At 57.1% G+C, this 15,347-nt stretch carries 12 protein-coding genes; 2 read left to right on the top strand and 10 right to left on the bottom strand.

What is annotated here, in order from left to right; translation table 11 throughout:
• Positions 1-181 precede the first annotated feature (181 nt).
• The 3 genes from ACLPGZ_RS02600 to ACLPGZ_RS02590 all read right to left on the bottom strand — a co-directional run bounded on the left by ACLPGZ_RS02600 (position 182) and on the right by ACLPGZ_RS02590 (position 3,162).
• Entirely contained in the window at positions 182-1,201 is a 1,020-nt protein-coding gene (locus ACLPGZ_RS02600; protein WP_203145897.1) for a tripartite tricarboxylate transporter substrate binding protein, read from the bottom strand.
• 22 nt (positions 1,202-1,223) lie between these two features.
• Positions 1,224-2,123, bottom strand: a complete 900-nt coding sequence (gene nadC / locus ACLPGZ_RS02595; protein ID WP_239055324.1) for a carboxylating nicotinate-nucleotide diphosphorylase — start codon at positions 2,121-2,123, stop codon at positions 1,224-1,226.
• Between the two features lie 94 nt (positions 2,124-2,217).
• Complete coding sequence (locus ACLPGZ_RS02590) at positions 2,218-3,162, bottom strand: NUDIX hydrolase (RefSeq protein ID WP_035269142.1); 945 nt, start codon at positions 3,160-3,162, stop codon at positions 2,218-2,220.
• Positions 3,163-3,567: 405 nt separating this feature from the next.
• Between ACLPGZ_RS02590 and ACLPGZ_RS02585 the strand changes: the two genes are divergently transcribed.
• Positions 3,568-5,298 carry a methyl-accepting chemotaxis protein gene (locus ACLPGZ_RS02585; protein ID WP_035269140.1) on the top strand — a complete coding sequence of 577 codons (1,731 nt, stop codon included), beginning with the start codon at positions 3,568-3,570 and terminating at the stop codon, positions 5,296-5,298.
• A 286-nt stretch (positions 5,299-5,584) separates the two neighbouring features.
• Positions 5,585-7,240, top strand: coding sequence for a methyl-accepting chemotaxis protein (locus tag ACLPGZ_RS02580; protein ID WP_239055323.1), 1,656 nt, complete (start codon positions 5,585-5,587; stop codon positions 7,238-7,240).
• 162 nt (positions 7,241-7,402) lie between these two features.
• Here ACLPGZ_RS02580 and ACLPGZ_RS02575 read toward each other — a convergent pair whose 3' ends face one another.
• The 7 genes from ACLPGZ_RS02575 to ACLPGZ_RS02545 all read right to left on the bottom strand — a co-directional run bounded on the left by ACLPGZ_RS02575 (position 7,403) and on the right by ACLPGZ_RS02545 (position 15,347).
• Entirely contained in the window at positions 7,403-8,719 is a 1,317-nt protein-coding gene (locus ACLPGZ_RS02575) for a DUF445 domain-containing protein (protein WP_239055322.1), read from the bottom strand.
• Between the two features lie 285 nt (positions 8,720-9,004).
• The gene (locus ACLPGZ_RS02570) at positions 9,005-10,591 is read right to left on the bottom strand and encodes a vWA domain-containing protein (protein ID WP_239055321.1); all 1,587 of its coding nucleotides are present in this window, start codon (positions 10,589-10,591) and stop codon (positions 9,005-9,007) included.
• A gap of 6 nt (positions 10,592-10,597) precedes the next feature.
• Positions 10,598-11,104, bottom strand: coding sequence for a hypothetical protein (locus tag ACLPGZ_RS02565; protein WP_035269134.1), 507 nt, complete (start codon positions 11,102-11,104; stop codon positions 10,598-10,600).
• 5 nt (positions 11,105-11,109) lie between these two features.
• Entirely contained in the window at positions 11,110-11,841 is a 732-nt protein-coding gene (locus ACLPGZ_RS02560) for a hypothetical protein (protein WP_035269133.1), read from the bottom strand.
• Positions 11,842-11,888: 47 nt separating this feature from the next.
• Positions 11,889-13,445 carry a formylglycine-generating enzyme family protein gene (locus ACLPGZ_RS02555; RefSeq protein WP_239055320.1) on the bottom strand — a complete coding sequence of 519 codons (1,557 nt, stop codon included), beginning with the start codon at positions 13,443-13,445 and terminating at the stop codon, positions 11,889-11,891.
• Positions 13,435-14,643, bottom strand: a complete 1,209-nt coding sequence (locus tag ACLPGZ_RS02550) for an ABC transporter permease (RefSeq protein ID WP_239055319.1) — start codon at positions 14,641-14,643, stop codon at positions 13,435-13,437. Before ACLPGZ_RS02550 ends, ACLPGZ_RS02555 begins: the two co-directional genes overlap by 11 nt.
• Positions 14,634-15,347, bottom strand: coding sequence for an ABC transporter ATP-binding protein (locus tag ACLPGZ_RS02545; protein ID WP_239055318.1), 714 nt, complete (start codon positions 15,345-15,347; stop codon positions 14,634-14,636). Before ACLPGZ_RS02545 ends, ACLPGZ_RS02550 begins: the two co-directional genes overlap by 10 nt.

Here is a 15,347-nt window from a genome sequence, read left to right as displayed (position 1 = left end):
CCAGGTAAGCCCAAACCGCTGCCTGAGCCTCAAACTGTCTGAGGGGCCAATAAGATTCATATAGAAACTGGGCATATTGCCGCATGATCTGATGCCTGCGGGTGCCGGAACACCATCAGAGGAAAACCTGTCGCTTGCGTTCCAGGAGTCAACGAGCCCGCAAAGCAGGGCCCTACCCGCCCTAATCCACCTGCAAACCAATCTTGTAAGCCAAGGCCCCAAATCGGTCGATGTCGTTCCAGATCATGGCCTTGAAGCCACTGGCTTGTGCTGATTCATTGCCTTCTTGCGGCGTATAACCCAATGCCAGCAATTGCGATTGCATGGCCGGGTCCGTCAGGGCTTTTTGCACGACGCGGTTCAGCGTATTGATAATGTGTTCAGGCGTGTGAGACGGAGCCAACAGGCCGTGCCATTGGTCCAGCTCGAAATCACTATGACTGACTTCAGCCACGGTTGGCACTTTAGGCAGAACGGGGCTGCGTTGGGCAGAGGTGACGGCCAAGGCGCGCAAGTGTCCGGACTCGATCAAGGTAGCCGCGCTGGACAAGGTCACAATGCCTAAAGGCACCTGGCCCGCGACCACATCGTTCAAAGCGGGGCCGCAGCCGCGATACGGGATATGCAGCAAGGCCGTGCCTCGCAAGTCATAGAGCATCTCTCCCGCCAGATGCTGAGGAGTGCCATTTCCGCAGGACGCATAAGCCAAGGCCGGTTCGGACTGCTGCTCCAGAACTTGTTCCAGATTCTGAATATCCGAGCCGTGTCCGGTCACGATCACGGAGGGCACAAATCCTATATTCGCAATCGGCGCAAAGTCTTCTTTGGGTTTGAAGCCCAGGTTACGAAATACGCCAGGATTGATGGCAAAAGAGCTATTGGCCATCAGCAAGGTGTAGCCGTCAGCGCGGGCATAAGCTACCGCCCGCGCACCAATATTGCCGCTGGCACCAGGTCGGTTGTCGATAATAACGGGTTGGCCCAGCGCTCTTTCCAGCCGGGGGCCCAGTTTGCGGGCCAGCAAGTCGGTCCCGCCGCCAGGCGGAAAGGTGACGATCACGGTAATCGGCTTGAGGGGATATTTCACAGCCTGCTCGACTGCCACCTCCCTTGCCTGCGCCGCTGGATTACCCAAGCCTAGCGCCACCATTCCCAGCAAGGTGGCTGCTGCCGCCCGCTTCCCCACCTGAAAACCCGCCATTACAGCTAACACGTTTCTCTACTCAAGCGTCCAGACCAATATCCAGTACACGGGCACTGTGCGTAATCCAGCCCACTGCGATTCGGTCTACACCGCAACGGGCTATTTCTACGGCTGTTTCCGGAGTGATACGACCAGAGGCTTCTGTTTTGGCTCGGCCTGCCACGCGGGCCACGGCCTCGGTCAAGGTTGCGGTGTCCATATTGTCCAAAAGAATACTATCCACACCCAGTTCCAGCACTTCATCCAGCTGCTCCAGGGTGTCGACCTCCACCTCAATGCAAACCAGATGGCCAATATAGGCACGGGCTGCTTCCACGGCGGCTTTGACGCCCCCGGCAACGGCAATGTGATTGTCTTTAATCAGTACCGCGTCATCCAGGCCAAAGCGATGGTTACTGCCGCCCCCGACTCGAACCGCGTATTTCTGCACAGCGCGCAGGCCGGGCATGGTTTTGCGGGTGCAGGTGACTTTAGTGCCGTAAGGCGCAATCGCACGGGCGATGGAGGCGGTTGCCGATGCCACGCCACTTAAATGCCCCAGGAAGTTCAAGGCGCAGCGCTCTGCCGTCAGCATGGAACGGGCCGAACCGCTGATGACCGCAATCTGCACCCCCGGAGTCAGGACATCGCCATCTTGCAGTTGGGCCTCAAAGCGCAACGTAGGGTCCAGCAAGGTAAAGGCCAGACGAGCCAGATCCAGGCCAGCCAACACACCATCCTCGCGGGCCACCAGGCGCATTTGCGTGCGCGTTGCTGCGGGAACGATGGAGTCCGTCGTCAGATCACCAGCGCGACCCAAGTCTTCTTGCAAGGTGGCGCGCACCAAGGGTTCCAGGATGACGTCGGGCAAGGAAGGAATACGGTGAGCTCGTGTCTCTGCAGCTTGCGCTATCGGCTCGGGGGCGTTAATTATGCTCATTATGAGTATTTAAATCGCTAAAAATAAGGCCTAATGGCACGGTGCATTTATGCTATTCCTGAGCATAAGCACTGTCAAGCCATAGGCCCGCTTTTTAACGCGCTTGTTTCGCCAGCGGCAATTTACTGCCCGAGATCGCCCGTTCAAACAAAACGTCTCCACGAAAGCGAAACAATTTGGCGGGTCGGCCTGAACCACCCACACTCATGGCGCCGGTTTCTTCCACCAGGGCTTGCTGTTCAATCAAACGGCGAAAGTTCTGCTTATGCAGTCCCCGCCCTGCCAGGGCTTCAACGGCCTGCTGCAATTGCAGCAAGGTGAATTCTGGCGGCATCAGTTCAAACACCACAGGACGGTATTTGATTTTGGCGCGTAGACGCGCCAGACCTGTGGCCAGAATACGGCGATGATCGTGACGCATGCCCAGGCCCAGCTCGTAATGCTTGCCCAGCTCTTGCTGTTCACGCTGGCGACGGCGACAGGACTCGGGCAACAAGCCCGCTTCATACAGCAGTTCGTAACGCTGCAAAACAAAGTCCTCGTTCCAGATCGCCCCTTCCAGGCCAAAGCTGTAATTGACGCGCTGGCGGCGCAAGGCCCGCAAGGATTCGTCCTGCTCGCACCAGTCCAGCAAGGCAGGCACGATGGTTTTCTGAATAATGTCCGGTGCACCATCGCGTCGATCTTCCCACGGGAAGTAACGGTAGCAGTCCTGCCAGATCACCTGGGCTACATCCGGCTGGCCCACTTCACGCGTCAGCCCGACATAGCTGACCGACACAATACGCGTGCCCTGCGCGTCAAAACGGTCCCTGTCTGCAAAGGTATACAGCTGCTCCACATACCCCACCGGGTGATGGGTTTGGGTTTCCACCCAATCGCGCAGCCCCGTTTGCAAAGAACGGTGCGTGTGCTGAAACGGCCCGGCGGGCAAGGCTTGGCCGGCGTCCGTGGTCAAGACACGGGGCTCGCCGTCGCTGACAGCTACTAAAACAGCCACCAGTTCAGCACTGACTACAGGTTCCTGCGTATCGATCACATATTCTCCTTCTGAATCGCGCCAGCGCGCATCTGGCGGATTATAAGCGAGGCCCGCCCTGCTCCGGCGGGCGGCAGGGGCGCTATCCGAAAATACAGTGGGTACCTTATTTTCAGATGATCAAATTATGACCCATGAACATCTAAGCCTAAAGAAATTCGCCTGGCTGCCGTTAAGCGTTTGAACTGTATGTGTTTGCCATAAATGACAAGCAAGCGCTCAGTCAGAGGCCGGATCAGACAACAGTTTCACGCTTTGTTCTGCTCCGCCATTCGCAAAAATAGAAGGTTTCTGACAATTCAGGTCGATCACGGACAGACAGAAGCCTATGCCCCGTTTTTGCATGGCCCATGCGGGCTTGACGGCCCCCCGCGTCCCCTTTGTTGTTCTCCTCCAGGATGATGAATGCGTAAGAATTTCCCCATTACCCAGGACGAGGTTCGCGTCCGGGCCGATCAGTACCTTATTTCAAAAACTGACCTGAAAGGTCGGATCACCTACGCGAACGCAGCCTTTATTGCGATCAGTGGCTTCACCCGTGAGGAGCTGGTTGGCAAGGCCCATAACCTGGTCCGTCACCCCGACATGCCGCCCGAGGCCTTCCAGGACTTCTGGGACACCTTGCAAAATAAACGCCCCTGGATGGGCGTGGTAAAGAATCGCCGTAAAGACGGTGGTTTTTACTGGGTGTACGCCATGGCGGTGCCTATTTACGAAAATGGCACCGTCGCTGGCTATGCTTCGGTACGCGTAAAGCCCAGCCAGGAACAGATCGACGAGGCCGAAAGCCTGTACGCCGCCATTAATGAAGGCCGCGCCAAAGGTGTGCGCCTGCATGAAGGCCGTGCTGTGCCTACCGGCTGGCGCAAGGCCTTGAGTCAGTTGCGCCGCCCTTTCAGCAATTCCTTGCGTGCCAGCCTGTTCCGTATGGGCGCCCTGGCTTTGGCCACGACCGGCACCGCCCTGTACTTCGCCCTGACAGGTGGCGTACCTCAAGGCTCGGGTTTGTGGCTGACTGGTGGTTTGTGCCTGGCCAGTGCCGTGATGATGGGTTACGGCTGGCTGATCGCCCAGCGTGTGATCCGCCCTCTGGACCAGGCCTCCCTGATCGCCCAGCAAATTGCCACCGGCAACTTGCAGCTGGATATTGACATCAACTCCAGCGAAAGCAATTCGGAAATTGGTCAGCTCTACTTCTGTCTGGATTTGATGCGCAAGAGTCTGGTGGGAATTGCCAGTGATGCTCGCACCGGGATTGATGCCTCTATCCATGCGGCCCGCATTCTGGAAGTCAACAATACCAATCTGGCATCGCGCACCGAAGATCAGGCCGCGTCCTTGCAGGAAACCGCCGCCAGTATGGAAGAGCTGACGGTAACCGTGCGTCAGAACGCCGATAACGCCAATCAGGCCAGCCAGTTGGCCGATGCAAGTATGCAGATTGCTCAGCGTGGCGGCGAAGTGGTCAATGAAGTGGTGCAGACCATGCAAGGCATTCACGACAGCTCGCGCCGCATTGGCGATATCGTCACCGTCATTGAAGGCATTGCCTTCCAGACCAATATTCTGGCGCTGAACGCGGCGGTGGAATCGGCCCGTGCCGGTGAGGCTGGCCGTGGCTTTGCGGTGGTGGCCGGTGAAGTGCGCAGTCTGGCCCAGAAGAGTTCCCAAGCTGCTGGCGAGATCAAGAACCTGATTGATGCCTCGGTAAGTCGTATGGCCGTGGGTGCCGAACAAGCTGCCCGCGCGGGCGCCACCATGGGCGAGGTCGTGGACTCGGTAAAACGTGTCACGGATATTATTGGCGAGATCTCCACCGCGTCGATCGAGCAGGCCAGCGGTCTGGATCAGATCAACGAAGCGATGGCCAAGATGGATGGGGTTACCCAGCAAAATGCTGCCCTGGTACAGGATCTGGGCAACACCATGAGCGACCTGGCCTCCGAAGCCTCCGAGCTGGCCGATGCCATCAAGGCCTTGAATACCGGCTCTGTCGATTCCAACCAAAGTGCTCCTGCTTTGGCTCAGTTGAGCAAGGCTCCCACCATGCAGGTACTGTCCTACCAGAACACGCAGCCCTTTCAGGCTCAAAGTGCCAAAACAGCGAATGCCCGCCTGGAAGCGATTCGCCGCTAAACCATAAAATCAGGATCGGCAGCGGCTCTGCTGATCCTGATAAAACTGACAGCTAGACAAAACAATAATTCCGGGATCGGTTTTGATACCCGGAATACTTGAAAATAATAATTAATAATAAAATCAAGGAAGTAGACTACGGGAACCTTACTCTGAAACCCTGGATTTTGTTTGTCATTACATTGACACATTTAGACTCTAATACAAATACTAAGTAACAAAATTGAGTCAATATGCAACATAATGATCTGTCCTTTTCCGCCTACGTCTTTAACAGGGCCAGATCATGCGTGAAAACCAAGCCATTACGTCTCATGAAACACAGGTACCCGAGAAAACCTATTTAATCTCCAAAACAGACCTGAAGGGGCGCATCATCTACGCCAATCCGGTCTTTATCGAGGTTAGCGGCTACAGCCATGATGAGCTGATCGGGGCGCCCCACAATATCGTGCGTCACCCCCACATGCCGGCCGTGATTTTTCAGGATTTATGGCAGACCCTCAAGCAACAACGATCCTGGTCGGGGCTGATCAAGAACCGCCGCAAAGACGGCGGCTTTTACTGGGTGAAGGCCCGCGTCATTCCTTTAATAGAGAATGGCCGCGTCAATGGCTATGCCTCGGTACAGGTACGCGCCCAGCCCAAAGAGATCAAGGAAGCAGAATATTTGTACCACTCCATCCAGCAGCAAGGGTTGCGCGGCTTTCGTCTGCATGAAGGCCAGTTACAAGCCAGAGGTTGGCGCTCTGCCCTGAATACCCTGCTCCAACCCTTGAACCGCAGCCTGCGCGCCAGCTTGCTACGCTTCGGGATTCTGACGGGCAGCCTGGTAACCTTGAGCGTCGGTTTGTTATTGGGCAGTGGTGCATCCGGCACCTATCTGACCGCCGGGCTGGCCTCGCTGGGGGTGTTCAGTCTGGCCACCTTGGCCTACGGCTGGATCGTGACCCAGCGCATGATGCAGCCCCTGCACAGTGCCACCCATATTGCTCAACAAATTGCGACGGGCAATCTGCTGATCGACCTGAACCCGCAACACACCCGTAGCCAGGAAATTGCACAGCTGTATTTCTATATGGACATGATGCGCAAGAGCCTGCTGAACCTTGCCCGCGATGTGCATCAGGGCATACAGGCCTCGCTGGATGTGTCCACACAAATTGAGGACGGCAACCGCCAGTTATCCCACCGTACCGCCACCCAATCCGGCTCCTTGCAGCGCACGGCTGCCAATATGGAGCAGCTGACCATGAATGTGCAGCAGACAGCGGACAATGCCAGGCTGGCCAATCAACTGGCCGACCAGAGCCTGTCTACCGCAAGGCGTGGGGGCGAAGTGGTGCAGGACATGGTCAGCACCATGCAGGACATCCACAATAGCTCCGAGCGCATTGGCGATATTGTGTCGATTATTGAAGGGCTGGCGTTTCAGACAAATATTCTGGCACTGAACGCCGCCGTGGAATCCGCCCGTGCGGGCGAGGCTGGCAAAGGGTTTGCGGTCGTGGCCGGTGAAGTACGCAGTCTGGCGCAGAAAAGTGCGCAGGCCGCCGGGGAAATCAAGAACCTGGTGGAAGACTCCTTGAAGCGCATGGCAACCGGCGCCCATCATGCCAAACGGGCCGGTTCTACCATGGATGAAATCATGCAGTCCGTCTCGGATGTGACGCATCTGATCAGCGAAATCTCCACGGCCTCCAATGAGCAAGCCAGCGGTTTGGCGCAGATTAACGACGCTGTCTCCACCATGGACAGCGATACCAATGACAACGCCGATCTGGCTCGAAATTTGGGAGTGACAGTGCATGAGCTCAGCCGTCAGGCACAAGAGCTGAAACTGTCCATCCAGCTTCTGAATACGGGGTCGACTGGCCGTTCTACCTACGCCCCCGACCCGAATGCCACCCAGGAGCCAGTTCCCTTGCTGAAAGTTGCCTGATAAGAAAGCCGTGGGGGCAAAGCGCTGAGCGTCTCGCTGCCCCGCCCCCCTACTCCTGCCTCGATAAGGCAGCGGATTCAGCTAACCCTGATCAGAAATGCTCTGCCCTGTTTTCCAAGCACGGCCAAGGCGCTCACAGGACACTGATCTGGCAGGCTCTTTTTAAACCAAACCCAGTAACAGAATCGCGTGCAGGCCTACGCCAACCAAACCGCCAACCACCGTGCCATTAAAGCGTATGTATTGCAGATCCGTGCCTACGGTCAGTTCCAGCTCGCGCACCAGTTGCCTGTCATCCCATTGACGCACGGTGCGCGAGATATGGTCTTTGGCCCCTTCACGTAGTTGCTCGGCCAGGCCCGCTGCTGCGGACAGCATGTGTTCATTCAAGGTTTCACGCAGCGTCGCATCCGTATTCAAGCGTGTCCCCAAATCCTGCGCCACCTGACGCAGATGGGCCGCCACAGAAGAATCCTCTCTGGCCAGATCATTGCGTACAACACGCATCACATCCGTCCAGACGCCATCAATGTACTCACCCACATCTTTATGGTGCAAAAAGCGCTGCTTGATCGCCTCTACCTGCTCCATCAAGTCCGGGTCCTGACCCAGGCGCTGAATATAGTCGTGTACCCATTGCTCGTAATCCTTGCGCAAGGGGTGCTCGGGCTCGCTCAAAATGGTTTGCACTTCATCCACCAGAGCCCGCGCCAGACGGTCGGCCATCTTGCCCGACAACTCGTCTACCGAGGTCACTACCCCGACCATGGCCAGCAGCTTGGGCCACTCCCGCTGAGCGTAGCGCACCAATACATCAGCCACACGCTGTTTGACTGCCTCGTTGGACAAATAGCCACCCAATTGCTGCAAGACTTCGTCCAGCAGGCGCTGGTGTCGGGCATTGCGCGTCAGCAGCCCCAGAATCTGGGAACTGGAACCGGCCATGTCCACCCGCATCAAGTAGCCACGTACGCCATCGGTCAGCGCTTGTTTAACGCTGCGCTCGTCCAGCAAGCGCAGAGCCTCGCCCATGGCGGTTTGCAAGGCACGGCTGACACGTTCGCTTTGTTCAGGTTGCGACAGCCACTGCCCCAAACGCGCTGCCGGGTCCAGGCTGCGCAGCTTTTCCAGCAACATGGCAGAGTCCAGAAAGTGGTCGCGTACAAAGACGCCCAGGCTTTCACCCAGGCTGTTTTTCTTGTTGGGAATAATCGCAGTATGTGGAAACGGCAGGCCCAGCGGGTGGCGGAACAAGGCCACGACGGCAAACCAGTCTGCCAACGCACCGACGGTGCCGGCCTCGCTAAAGGCACGCAACCAGGGCCAAAATCCGGCAATGGGCGCCGCCTCGCCCTGCCGCATCATGGCGTGGCTTAGCAGGAACAGGCAGATAGTCAGCGCCAGCAAAGCCAATGCGCTGCGCTTCATGCGACGCAGGCGGCGTTCGGGCGAGTCAGGGCGAGAGGACGATGTAGACATTTCCACAGTCTATGCGTAGTTCAGCGCAAAAGCGGTATTGAATAGTGCGGAGCCAAGTCTCGGGGAAAACAATTCCAGGCCTCAGACCTCCCGTTCTGCCACAGAAATCTCATCACGAGCTGGGCATCACTGACGGTCAACACGGACAGAGTCAGACCTCAGCCCTCTTGGCAAGTTCACACATAGTCACCAGGCCCTTATTGTGGCCCTGTCTTTTTCTGCCTGTCCAGAAACGAATCAGCCTGGGCGAGCCCAGGCTGATCAAGACCCAAAGTCAAACAGTCTTTACTTGCAGGCTTGCTCGGCGCGCTTCACAAAGTCCGTTGTGGCATCACGCAGGGCTTTGGCAATCTGACCAGACTGCTTGGGAGCCAGTGTGACCCCGCCGGTCGCTGTTGCCGCGCAGGCCGACAAGCCCTGGCCGGTGATATCCACCACATTGATACGCAAACGTGGCTTGGCACGCGCAATGCTGCGCGACACGGCACAAATATCCTGATCGCAACCGTCATTGCCATCCACAAACAAGACGATCAAGGCATCCCGATTCACCCCATCGACCCGGCTGGCCGCCAGATTCAGGGACTGCACCAGGTTGGTACTGTCCTTGGCCTCGATATTCTGGATCAAGCTCTTCAAGCGTCCACGCTGTGCGGTCGTAAAGCGGCCCTGGTAATTGGGTGCTGCACACTGCTGCGCAAAGGTCACCAAGTGCAGATCCTGCCCGGCCGGCAAACTGTCCACCATGCTGGAGAAAGCACTGCGTGCCGCATCGATACGCGAGGTGCCCTGAAACAAGGTTCGAGCACGTTGGGTAGCGTAATCACTCCAGGAGCCCATATCGTCCAGATCCTGGCTGAAGAACCACTCCTCGTCCTGAATCTTGGCATTGACGCTTAGCAACATGGACATGGAGGAATCAAAAATGATGTAGACCTCGGGCTTGAGTACCTCCCCCTTTTCGTCCTGAGCACACACAAAGTTAGGATCAGACGACACCTTGGGACCCGGTTTGGGTTCAGGCTTAGGTTTGGGTGGTGGCTCGGGCTTGGGCGGTGGCTCCGGTGCAGGAGGCGGCGCAGGAGGCTCTTCCACCACGGGCTCGGGCACAGGCTCTATTTTGACTGGTTCGGGCTCCGGTTCGGGAACAGGCGTCACCGGCTCTTCTGGCGGTGGTGCAGGAGGTACAACAGGCTCTTCCACTACGGGATCAGGCTTGACCACAGCGGGTGGCTCTACCGGAACCACATCCTTATCCCACCAACCTGGGGGCCACTTGAACCACCAGGACAAGAACAGCGCCAGCAACAAAGCCAGCAAAGCAGCCAGCAAGAACCACAGCCACGGACGACCTTTGGAGGCAGCCACCGTAGTGGCCGCAGCCCCTGCCCCCACGGCTGCTGCCGCAGGCACCACAGGTGGCACAGGCAATGGCGGCGCCACCCGCTTCTGATAGGACTCGAACAAGGGCTCGGGCGACAGCGCCGGGTTCTCGCTCATGAGTAGCAAAGGCTTGCCGCCTACGCTGTAAACCGCGCCTTTGGCCGACACGTCTTTCAGCAAAGCTTGCAGCGCTTGCGCGTCCTGCGTCGCCCCCTGCTCTTGCAGCTGGCGGCTCAGGACCTCGATCCGGTCCAGCGATTGCTGGTAACGCGCATCCAGAGCCTGTTGCTGTGCCGCCGACAAGCTACTTTTGGGCACGGCCTGGCCCTGCATGCCCGTCCACCAGGCGGTGGTGTCGGAACCATCAGCCTGATAGGTGGAAAACAGATGCGTTAAGGGTTCGTCCTGACGTTTCAGTACATTGAGCGCATGCTGATGCTGCTGATACGCCGAGGATGGTCCAACCGAATCAAGAATGACGCGCTGCATAGGCTTTTACTCGTCGTATCCCAAACTGGACTGCAGGCGGCTGACGTCTTTTTGCAGCTTCTGCAATTGCTGCTGCTTTTGGGCGATCGCGGCCGGACTATTGTCTTCGGTAGAGCGGTTCACGTCTTTCAGGCCTTTATCCAGGTCCTTGAGCTGGTTTTGCAAACCGGCTTCCTTGCCTTTGCTGGCCTGCAAACTGCGAACCAGTTGCCCCATGGAGCGGTTCAGGGCCGTTTGGGCCTGACGCTGCTGGGCCAGACTGGCCTTGCTCAGGCTTTGCTGGGTCTGAATATCCTTGTAAACCTGATGAAACAGCGCATTGGCTTCCTGCGCGCTCAGCAAGCTTTGTTCGCGCGCATCAATATGCTGGCGATACGCACCCGAGGTGTCGCAACTGATTTTGGTAAAAAAGCCGGCGTCCTGATCAGAAGGATCGCATTCGCTCATGGTGGTGGCACAACCGGCCAGCAACAGGCTGGCTGCCAAAGGGGTCCAACGCAGAAATACTCGCATAATCCTTAACCCAAAGTAACGGCGGAACGCATGGAATACAGGTCGTCTACTTCTTTCTGCAGCACGGCCACTTTCACATTCATCTGATCAATTTGACGATCCAGACGCTGGACTTCGGACTTCTTGCCCCCGTCCTTGCGTTCAGCATCGGCCACGTCGCGGTACAGGCTGACCTTTTCGTTCATGTTTTTCAGATCACGGTTGAGCACTTCGATATTTTTATCGATACGGGCCAATTGCTTCTCGGCCTGTTTTTTCTCCATCGTTTTTTCTTTCATGTGCTTTTCGATTTCAGCAATCTGCCGCTTGTCGTCAGCAATCACTTGTTGAGCCGTATTGGTACGCTCAATGATATTGGCCGTATCGGCTTCTACGTCGCGCTGCATGGCGGCCAGACGATCCGAGGTATTGGCGTATTCCGTGCGACGCTGGTCCAGATAGTAGTTGGTCCCCATAGCGACACCACAAGCGGCCACACCCGCAATAATCGCGCAAGCCGCTTTATTGCTGGAGTTGGACAACATGCAAGCCAGCACACCCACTGCCGCAGCACCAGCACACGCCTGAAAGCCCGAGCGGCTAAAGAATTTCGCATCCTGACCACTGGTCAGACGATCATCGGCCTGGGTACCGCCCAGCAAACTACTGCCAGTACTGGCACAACCCGAGAGCAAGGCCACGCCCAGCATCAGGCTGCCCAGCAAAGTTCTAGGGGTAAAACGGCGCACGTGTTGCATAACTTCCTCTTCCAATTGAAGTACGTCTATTTTTATTGACTCGTGATTCACGAGTTGGGCACGGATTTACAACTGTTTTTCCAGGCATTGATATCAATGGCATCTGTTTTCAGATAGTCCTTCTGATTTTTCCAATGCACTTCCAGGTAGGGTTTCAAGGCACTGAGGCTCTTGTTTTGTTCCATCATCTGGCGCTCTACCGGCACCTGTTTTTCCAGCAAATTCAGGCCATACAAGGACGAGGCGTCAATCAAATTGCTCGCATAATAGCGGGCCAATTTGGCAACACGATCTTCCTGTTCGTCCAACTTCACCTTACGGCTGGCACATTGCTTGTCGTCCGTATCGGCTTCACACAAGGCATCGTAATTTCGGTGCAGCAATTCCACGAACAGCACGTCGTCCTTCAGCTTGGTGCACAGGAACGAGCCCAGCTCCAGATTGGCGCGAATGGCTTGGTCACGCATCTCTTCCTGACGCAGATTGGCCGCCCGCAAATCCCCTTCCAATTGCTTCAACTGGGCTTTGAGCTTGTCGTCTTCCAGCGTACTGGCCAAGGAGCCCAGGCGCTGCACCGCGGACTCTTCGGCTGGCTCATTCGGGTTCACCGAGCCTTGCTCGGTGCCCAAGGCTTGCCAGCTCTTTTCAATCGCCTGCACACGCTCGCGCGAAGTCAGGGCAATCGACACCAGGGCCAGACGCATGCCGGTTGTTTTGGCTTTTGTTGGTCCTTTAGGTCCGTAGTACGCCAGCTCTTTACGAGCCGAAGAACGCAGTGCTTCGGGCTTGGACAGGAAATTGCCGCCACGCACCACAAAGCCACCGGCCTGTCCGTGCTGACGATCCAGCTTGTTCAGGCGGAAAGACTCCAGAATGATCTCGTCTACATTGCCCAGCATGTCATGCAGGCCCAGCGGGTTGGGCTTGAGCCGTCCCATCAACTGAACCGCCCCATTGGAGGACTGGGCACCGGCATACCATTCGTAGTCATTCATGCCTTCGGGCATGGGGTAACGCACATCACGGAACTCGGCCGAGGACAGGGCTGAGCCGCCGCGGGCGGCATATTCCCATTCAATTTCGGTAGGCAGACGCACAAAACCAGCCAAGCCATCTTCTTTGGGCAGCTTGTCGGCGGCGTTCTCGCGCAACCACTGGTTGTACAGATCGGAGAAATGCACCGCATCCATCCAGCTGATGTCGGTCTGCGGCACCACCAAGTTGTTCTTGGGCGTAGGGCAAGTGGCCTCGGTCAAGGCCTGGTACTGCAACTTGTTCAGTTCGTACTTGGCCATCAAGTAGTAGCGCGACGAACCCGCCTTGCTATCGGTAAAGCTGCCTGCAATGAACTCGGGGCGCTTGTGTTCGATATAGCCCCATTCCTCGGCTTCCTGTCCTACCACCACTCGCATATCGTCTAAAGGTCCAGCCACGGGCACGGCCACGCGACGAAATACCATGGCGCCTTCGCAAGGCATGGGCAGAACCACATCCCCTTCGGCTGGCTTGGGGTTGTAGTACTTCTCGTCCCAGGGCGCTGCCTGCGCCACAGCGCTGAAACCCAGCAGCAAGCTGGCTGCACTGAACAAAGGTTTAAATTTCACGCAAACTCTCCGCAGGTTGAACACGAACGGCCCGCCAGGCTCCGATCGCCGCCACCACACACGCCAACCCTGCCACCATCAATAAGGCGTACAGGGCATGGGCTACGGTAATGCGACATACGAAGTCCGTCTGCAGGCCATCTCCCACCAGTAGTTGATTGAATAAGGTGCTGCCCAGGCCATACAGGCCCAGTCCCAAGGCATAGGCGATCAGGCTTAGCAAAATGGCCTGAATCAGCACGTAGCGGATGACGCCACCGCTATCAATACCCAGCAAACGCAGGACCGCCAAATCTTTACGTTTACGATCCACGTTCGCCAAAAAGGCCCCACCCAAGGAGGCGGCGCAGCCCACAATGGCTGTCAGAGCGATCACACCAAAAATCAGGCTAAGTACCCGGTTGATAGCACGCACGTTTTCAATATCGGCGTAACGGCTGGCGACCGGAATGCCTTGCTGCTCCAGTCCGTGTGCCACCTCGCCAACCTGATCAATCGTGCTGGCATAGACACGGGCGCGGGCGTAGAGCACGGGCATATCGGCAGCCAAAGGCTTGCCGGTCAGCAGGGAAAAGTCGGGGATTTGAAAACCATCGCGGGCGTATTCCAAGGCCAGCAAAGTTTCCGGGGCGACGAATACGGCAGGACGCGAATAGCGGTGCTCCGCCAGCACATCTACCACTGTCATGGCCTTGTTGCCCTGTTCAAGCTGCCCGTCCAGGCGGCGGTTCAGGCGCAGATGCACAGACTCACCCGCCGTCCAGTTCAAACGACGGGCGGCTTCCTGAGTCAGGATGATTTCATTGGGAGACAAGTTACGGGCCTGAGTTTGCAACAAGGGATCGCCCTGTGCGCTGGCCAGTACTTCTACATTTTCCAGAAAGCGGCGTCGGTCCAGGCGCAGATCTGCCTGGGTATTCAAGGAGCGCGTCATGCCAATGGCATAGCCCACGCCGGGCATTTCACGCAGCGTGTTCAGCCAGGCTTGGTCAAAGCTGCCGCTACTCAACATCTTCACTTCCAGATTGCGCGGATCTTGCAGCAACTCCTGCTGCAACTGGGTGACCACACCGTGCTTCAGGCCAAAAAGCAGCAGCAAAGGGGCCACTACGGCCACCATGGCTGCAACCATGCAAAACGAGATGCGCCAGTCAAAACGCAAGTCGGCCCAGGCCAGACGAAAGACGTTTACAAACATGGGGCGGCAACCTCGGGAACAAAAATGCTCAAACCCGGTTCCAGCCTGGCTTGCAAGCGCGGAATAGCGAACTGGCTCAAACTGTCCCAATCGTGAGAGACCAGCAAGACCGCCAAATCCAGCTCCTTGGCCAGACTGAAAAACAGCTGGAAAACATGGTGAGCCGTTTCAGGGTCCAGAGCGGCAGTAGGTTCATCGGCCAGCACCAGACCGGGAGCATGTGCAATGGCGCGAGAAAAGGCCACCCGCTGTCGTTCCCCAATCGACAAGGCTGAAGGGTACAGATTCAGTAGCCGCTCAAGTTTCAGGGTAGCAATGGCCGCGTCCAGATGGTCCGCCTTGATCGGCAAGCCCAGCAAGCGGCGCGGCAAAACCATGTTTTCCCAAACCGAAAGATACGGCAGCAAGCCGCCGTTCTGCAGCACAAAGCCCAGGTTCGTGGCCCGCCATTGGGCCAATTCAGACTCGCGCCCGCTGGCATACAAGGCCTTGATATCCCTGGCCTCTTGACCCAAGGTGAAAACCTGGGCCTGAGCGGGCCGCAGGAGCAGCCCCAGGGTTTCCAGCAAGGTGCTTTTGCCGCAACCGCTGACGCCGGTTACGGCCACAATCTGCCCTGCGTCCAGAGCAAGCTCGGGCAGTTGCACACGAAAAGCGTGGGAGCCTTGCCCCCGGGAGACCTCTAGCTGCTGAATGCGGAGCAT

Origin of the sequence: Alcaligenes sp. Me129 (assembly GCF_050487245.1) — a bacterium.
Taxonomy (GTDB): Bacteria; Pseudomonadota; Gammaproteobacteria; order Burkholderiales; family Burkholderiaceae_B; genus Alcaligenes; species Alcaligenes phenolicus.
Note: the sequence above shows the minus strand (reverse complement) of the source record. Positions and strands in the feature narration are given on the sequence as shown.

Excerpts from the sequence above, each read along its gene's own strand:
- ACLPGZ_RS02600 (WP_203145897.1), bottom strand. The coding sequence starts at position 1,201 with ATGGCGGGTTTTCAGGTGGGGAAGCGGGCGGCAGCAGCCACCTTGCTG.
- nadC (WP_239055324.1), bottom strand. The coding sequence starts at position 2,123 with ATGAGCATAATTAACGCCCCCGAGCCGATAGCGCAAGCTGCAGAGACA.
- ACLPGZ_RS02585 (WP_035269140.1), top strand. The coding sequence starts at position 3,568 with ATGCGTAAGAATTTCCCCATTACCCAGGACGAGGTTCGCGTCCGGGCC.
- ACLPGZ_RS02580 (WP_239055323.1), top strand. The coding sequence starts at position 5,585 with ATGCGTGAAAACCAAGCCATTACGTCTCATGAAACACAGGTACCCGAG.
- ACLPGZ_RS02575 (WP_239055322.1), bottom strand. The coding sequence starts at position 8,719 with ATGTCTACATCGTCCTCTCGCCCTGACTCGCCCGAACGCCGCCTGCGT.
- ACLPGZ_RS02570 (WP_239055321.1), bottom strand. The coding sequence starts at position 10,591 with ATGCAGCGCGTCATTCTTGATTCGGTTGGACCATCCTCGGCGTATCAG.
- ACLPGZ_RS02565 (WP_035269134.1), bottom strand. The coding sequence starts at position 11,104 with ATGCGAGTATTTCTGCGTTGGACCCCTTTGGCAGCCAGCCTGTTGCTG.
- ACLPGZ_RS02560 (WP_035269133.1), bottom strand. The coding sequence starts at position 11,841 with ATGCAACACGTGCGCCGTTTTACCCCTAGAACTTTGCTGGGCAGCCTG.
- ACLPGZ_RS02550 (WP_239055319.1), bottom strand. The coding sequence starts at position 14,643 with ATGTTTGTAAACGTCTTTCGTCTGGCCTGGGCCGACTTGCGTTTTGAC.
- ACLPGZ_RS02545 (WP_239055318.1), bottom strand. The coding sequence starts at position 15,347 with ATGCTCCGCATTCAGCAGCTAGAGGTCTCCCGGGGGCAAGGCTCCCAC.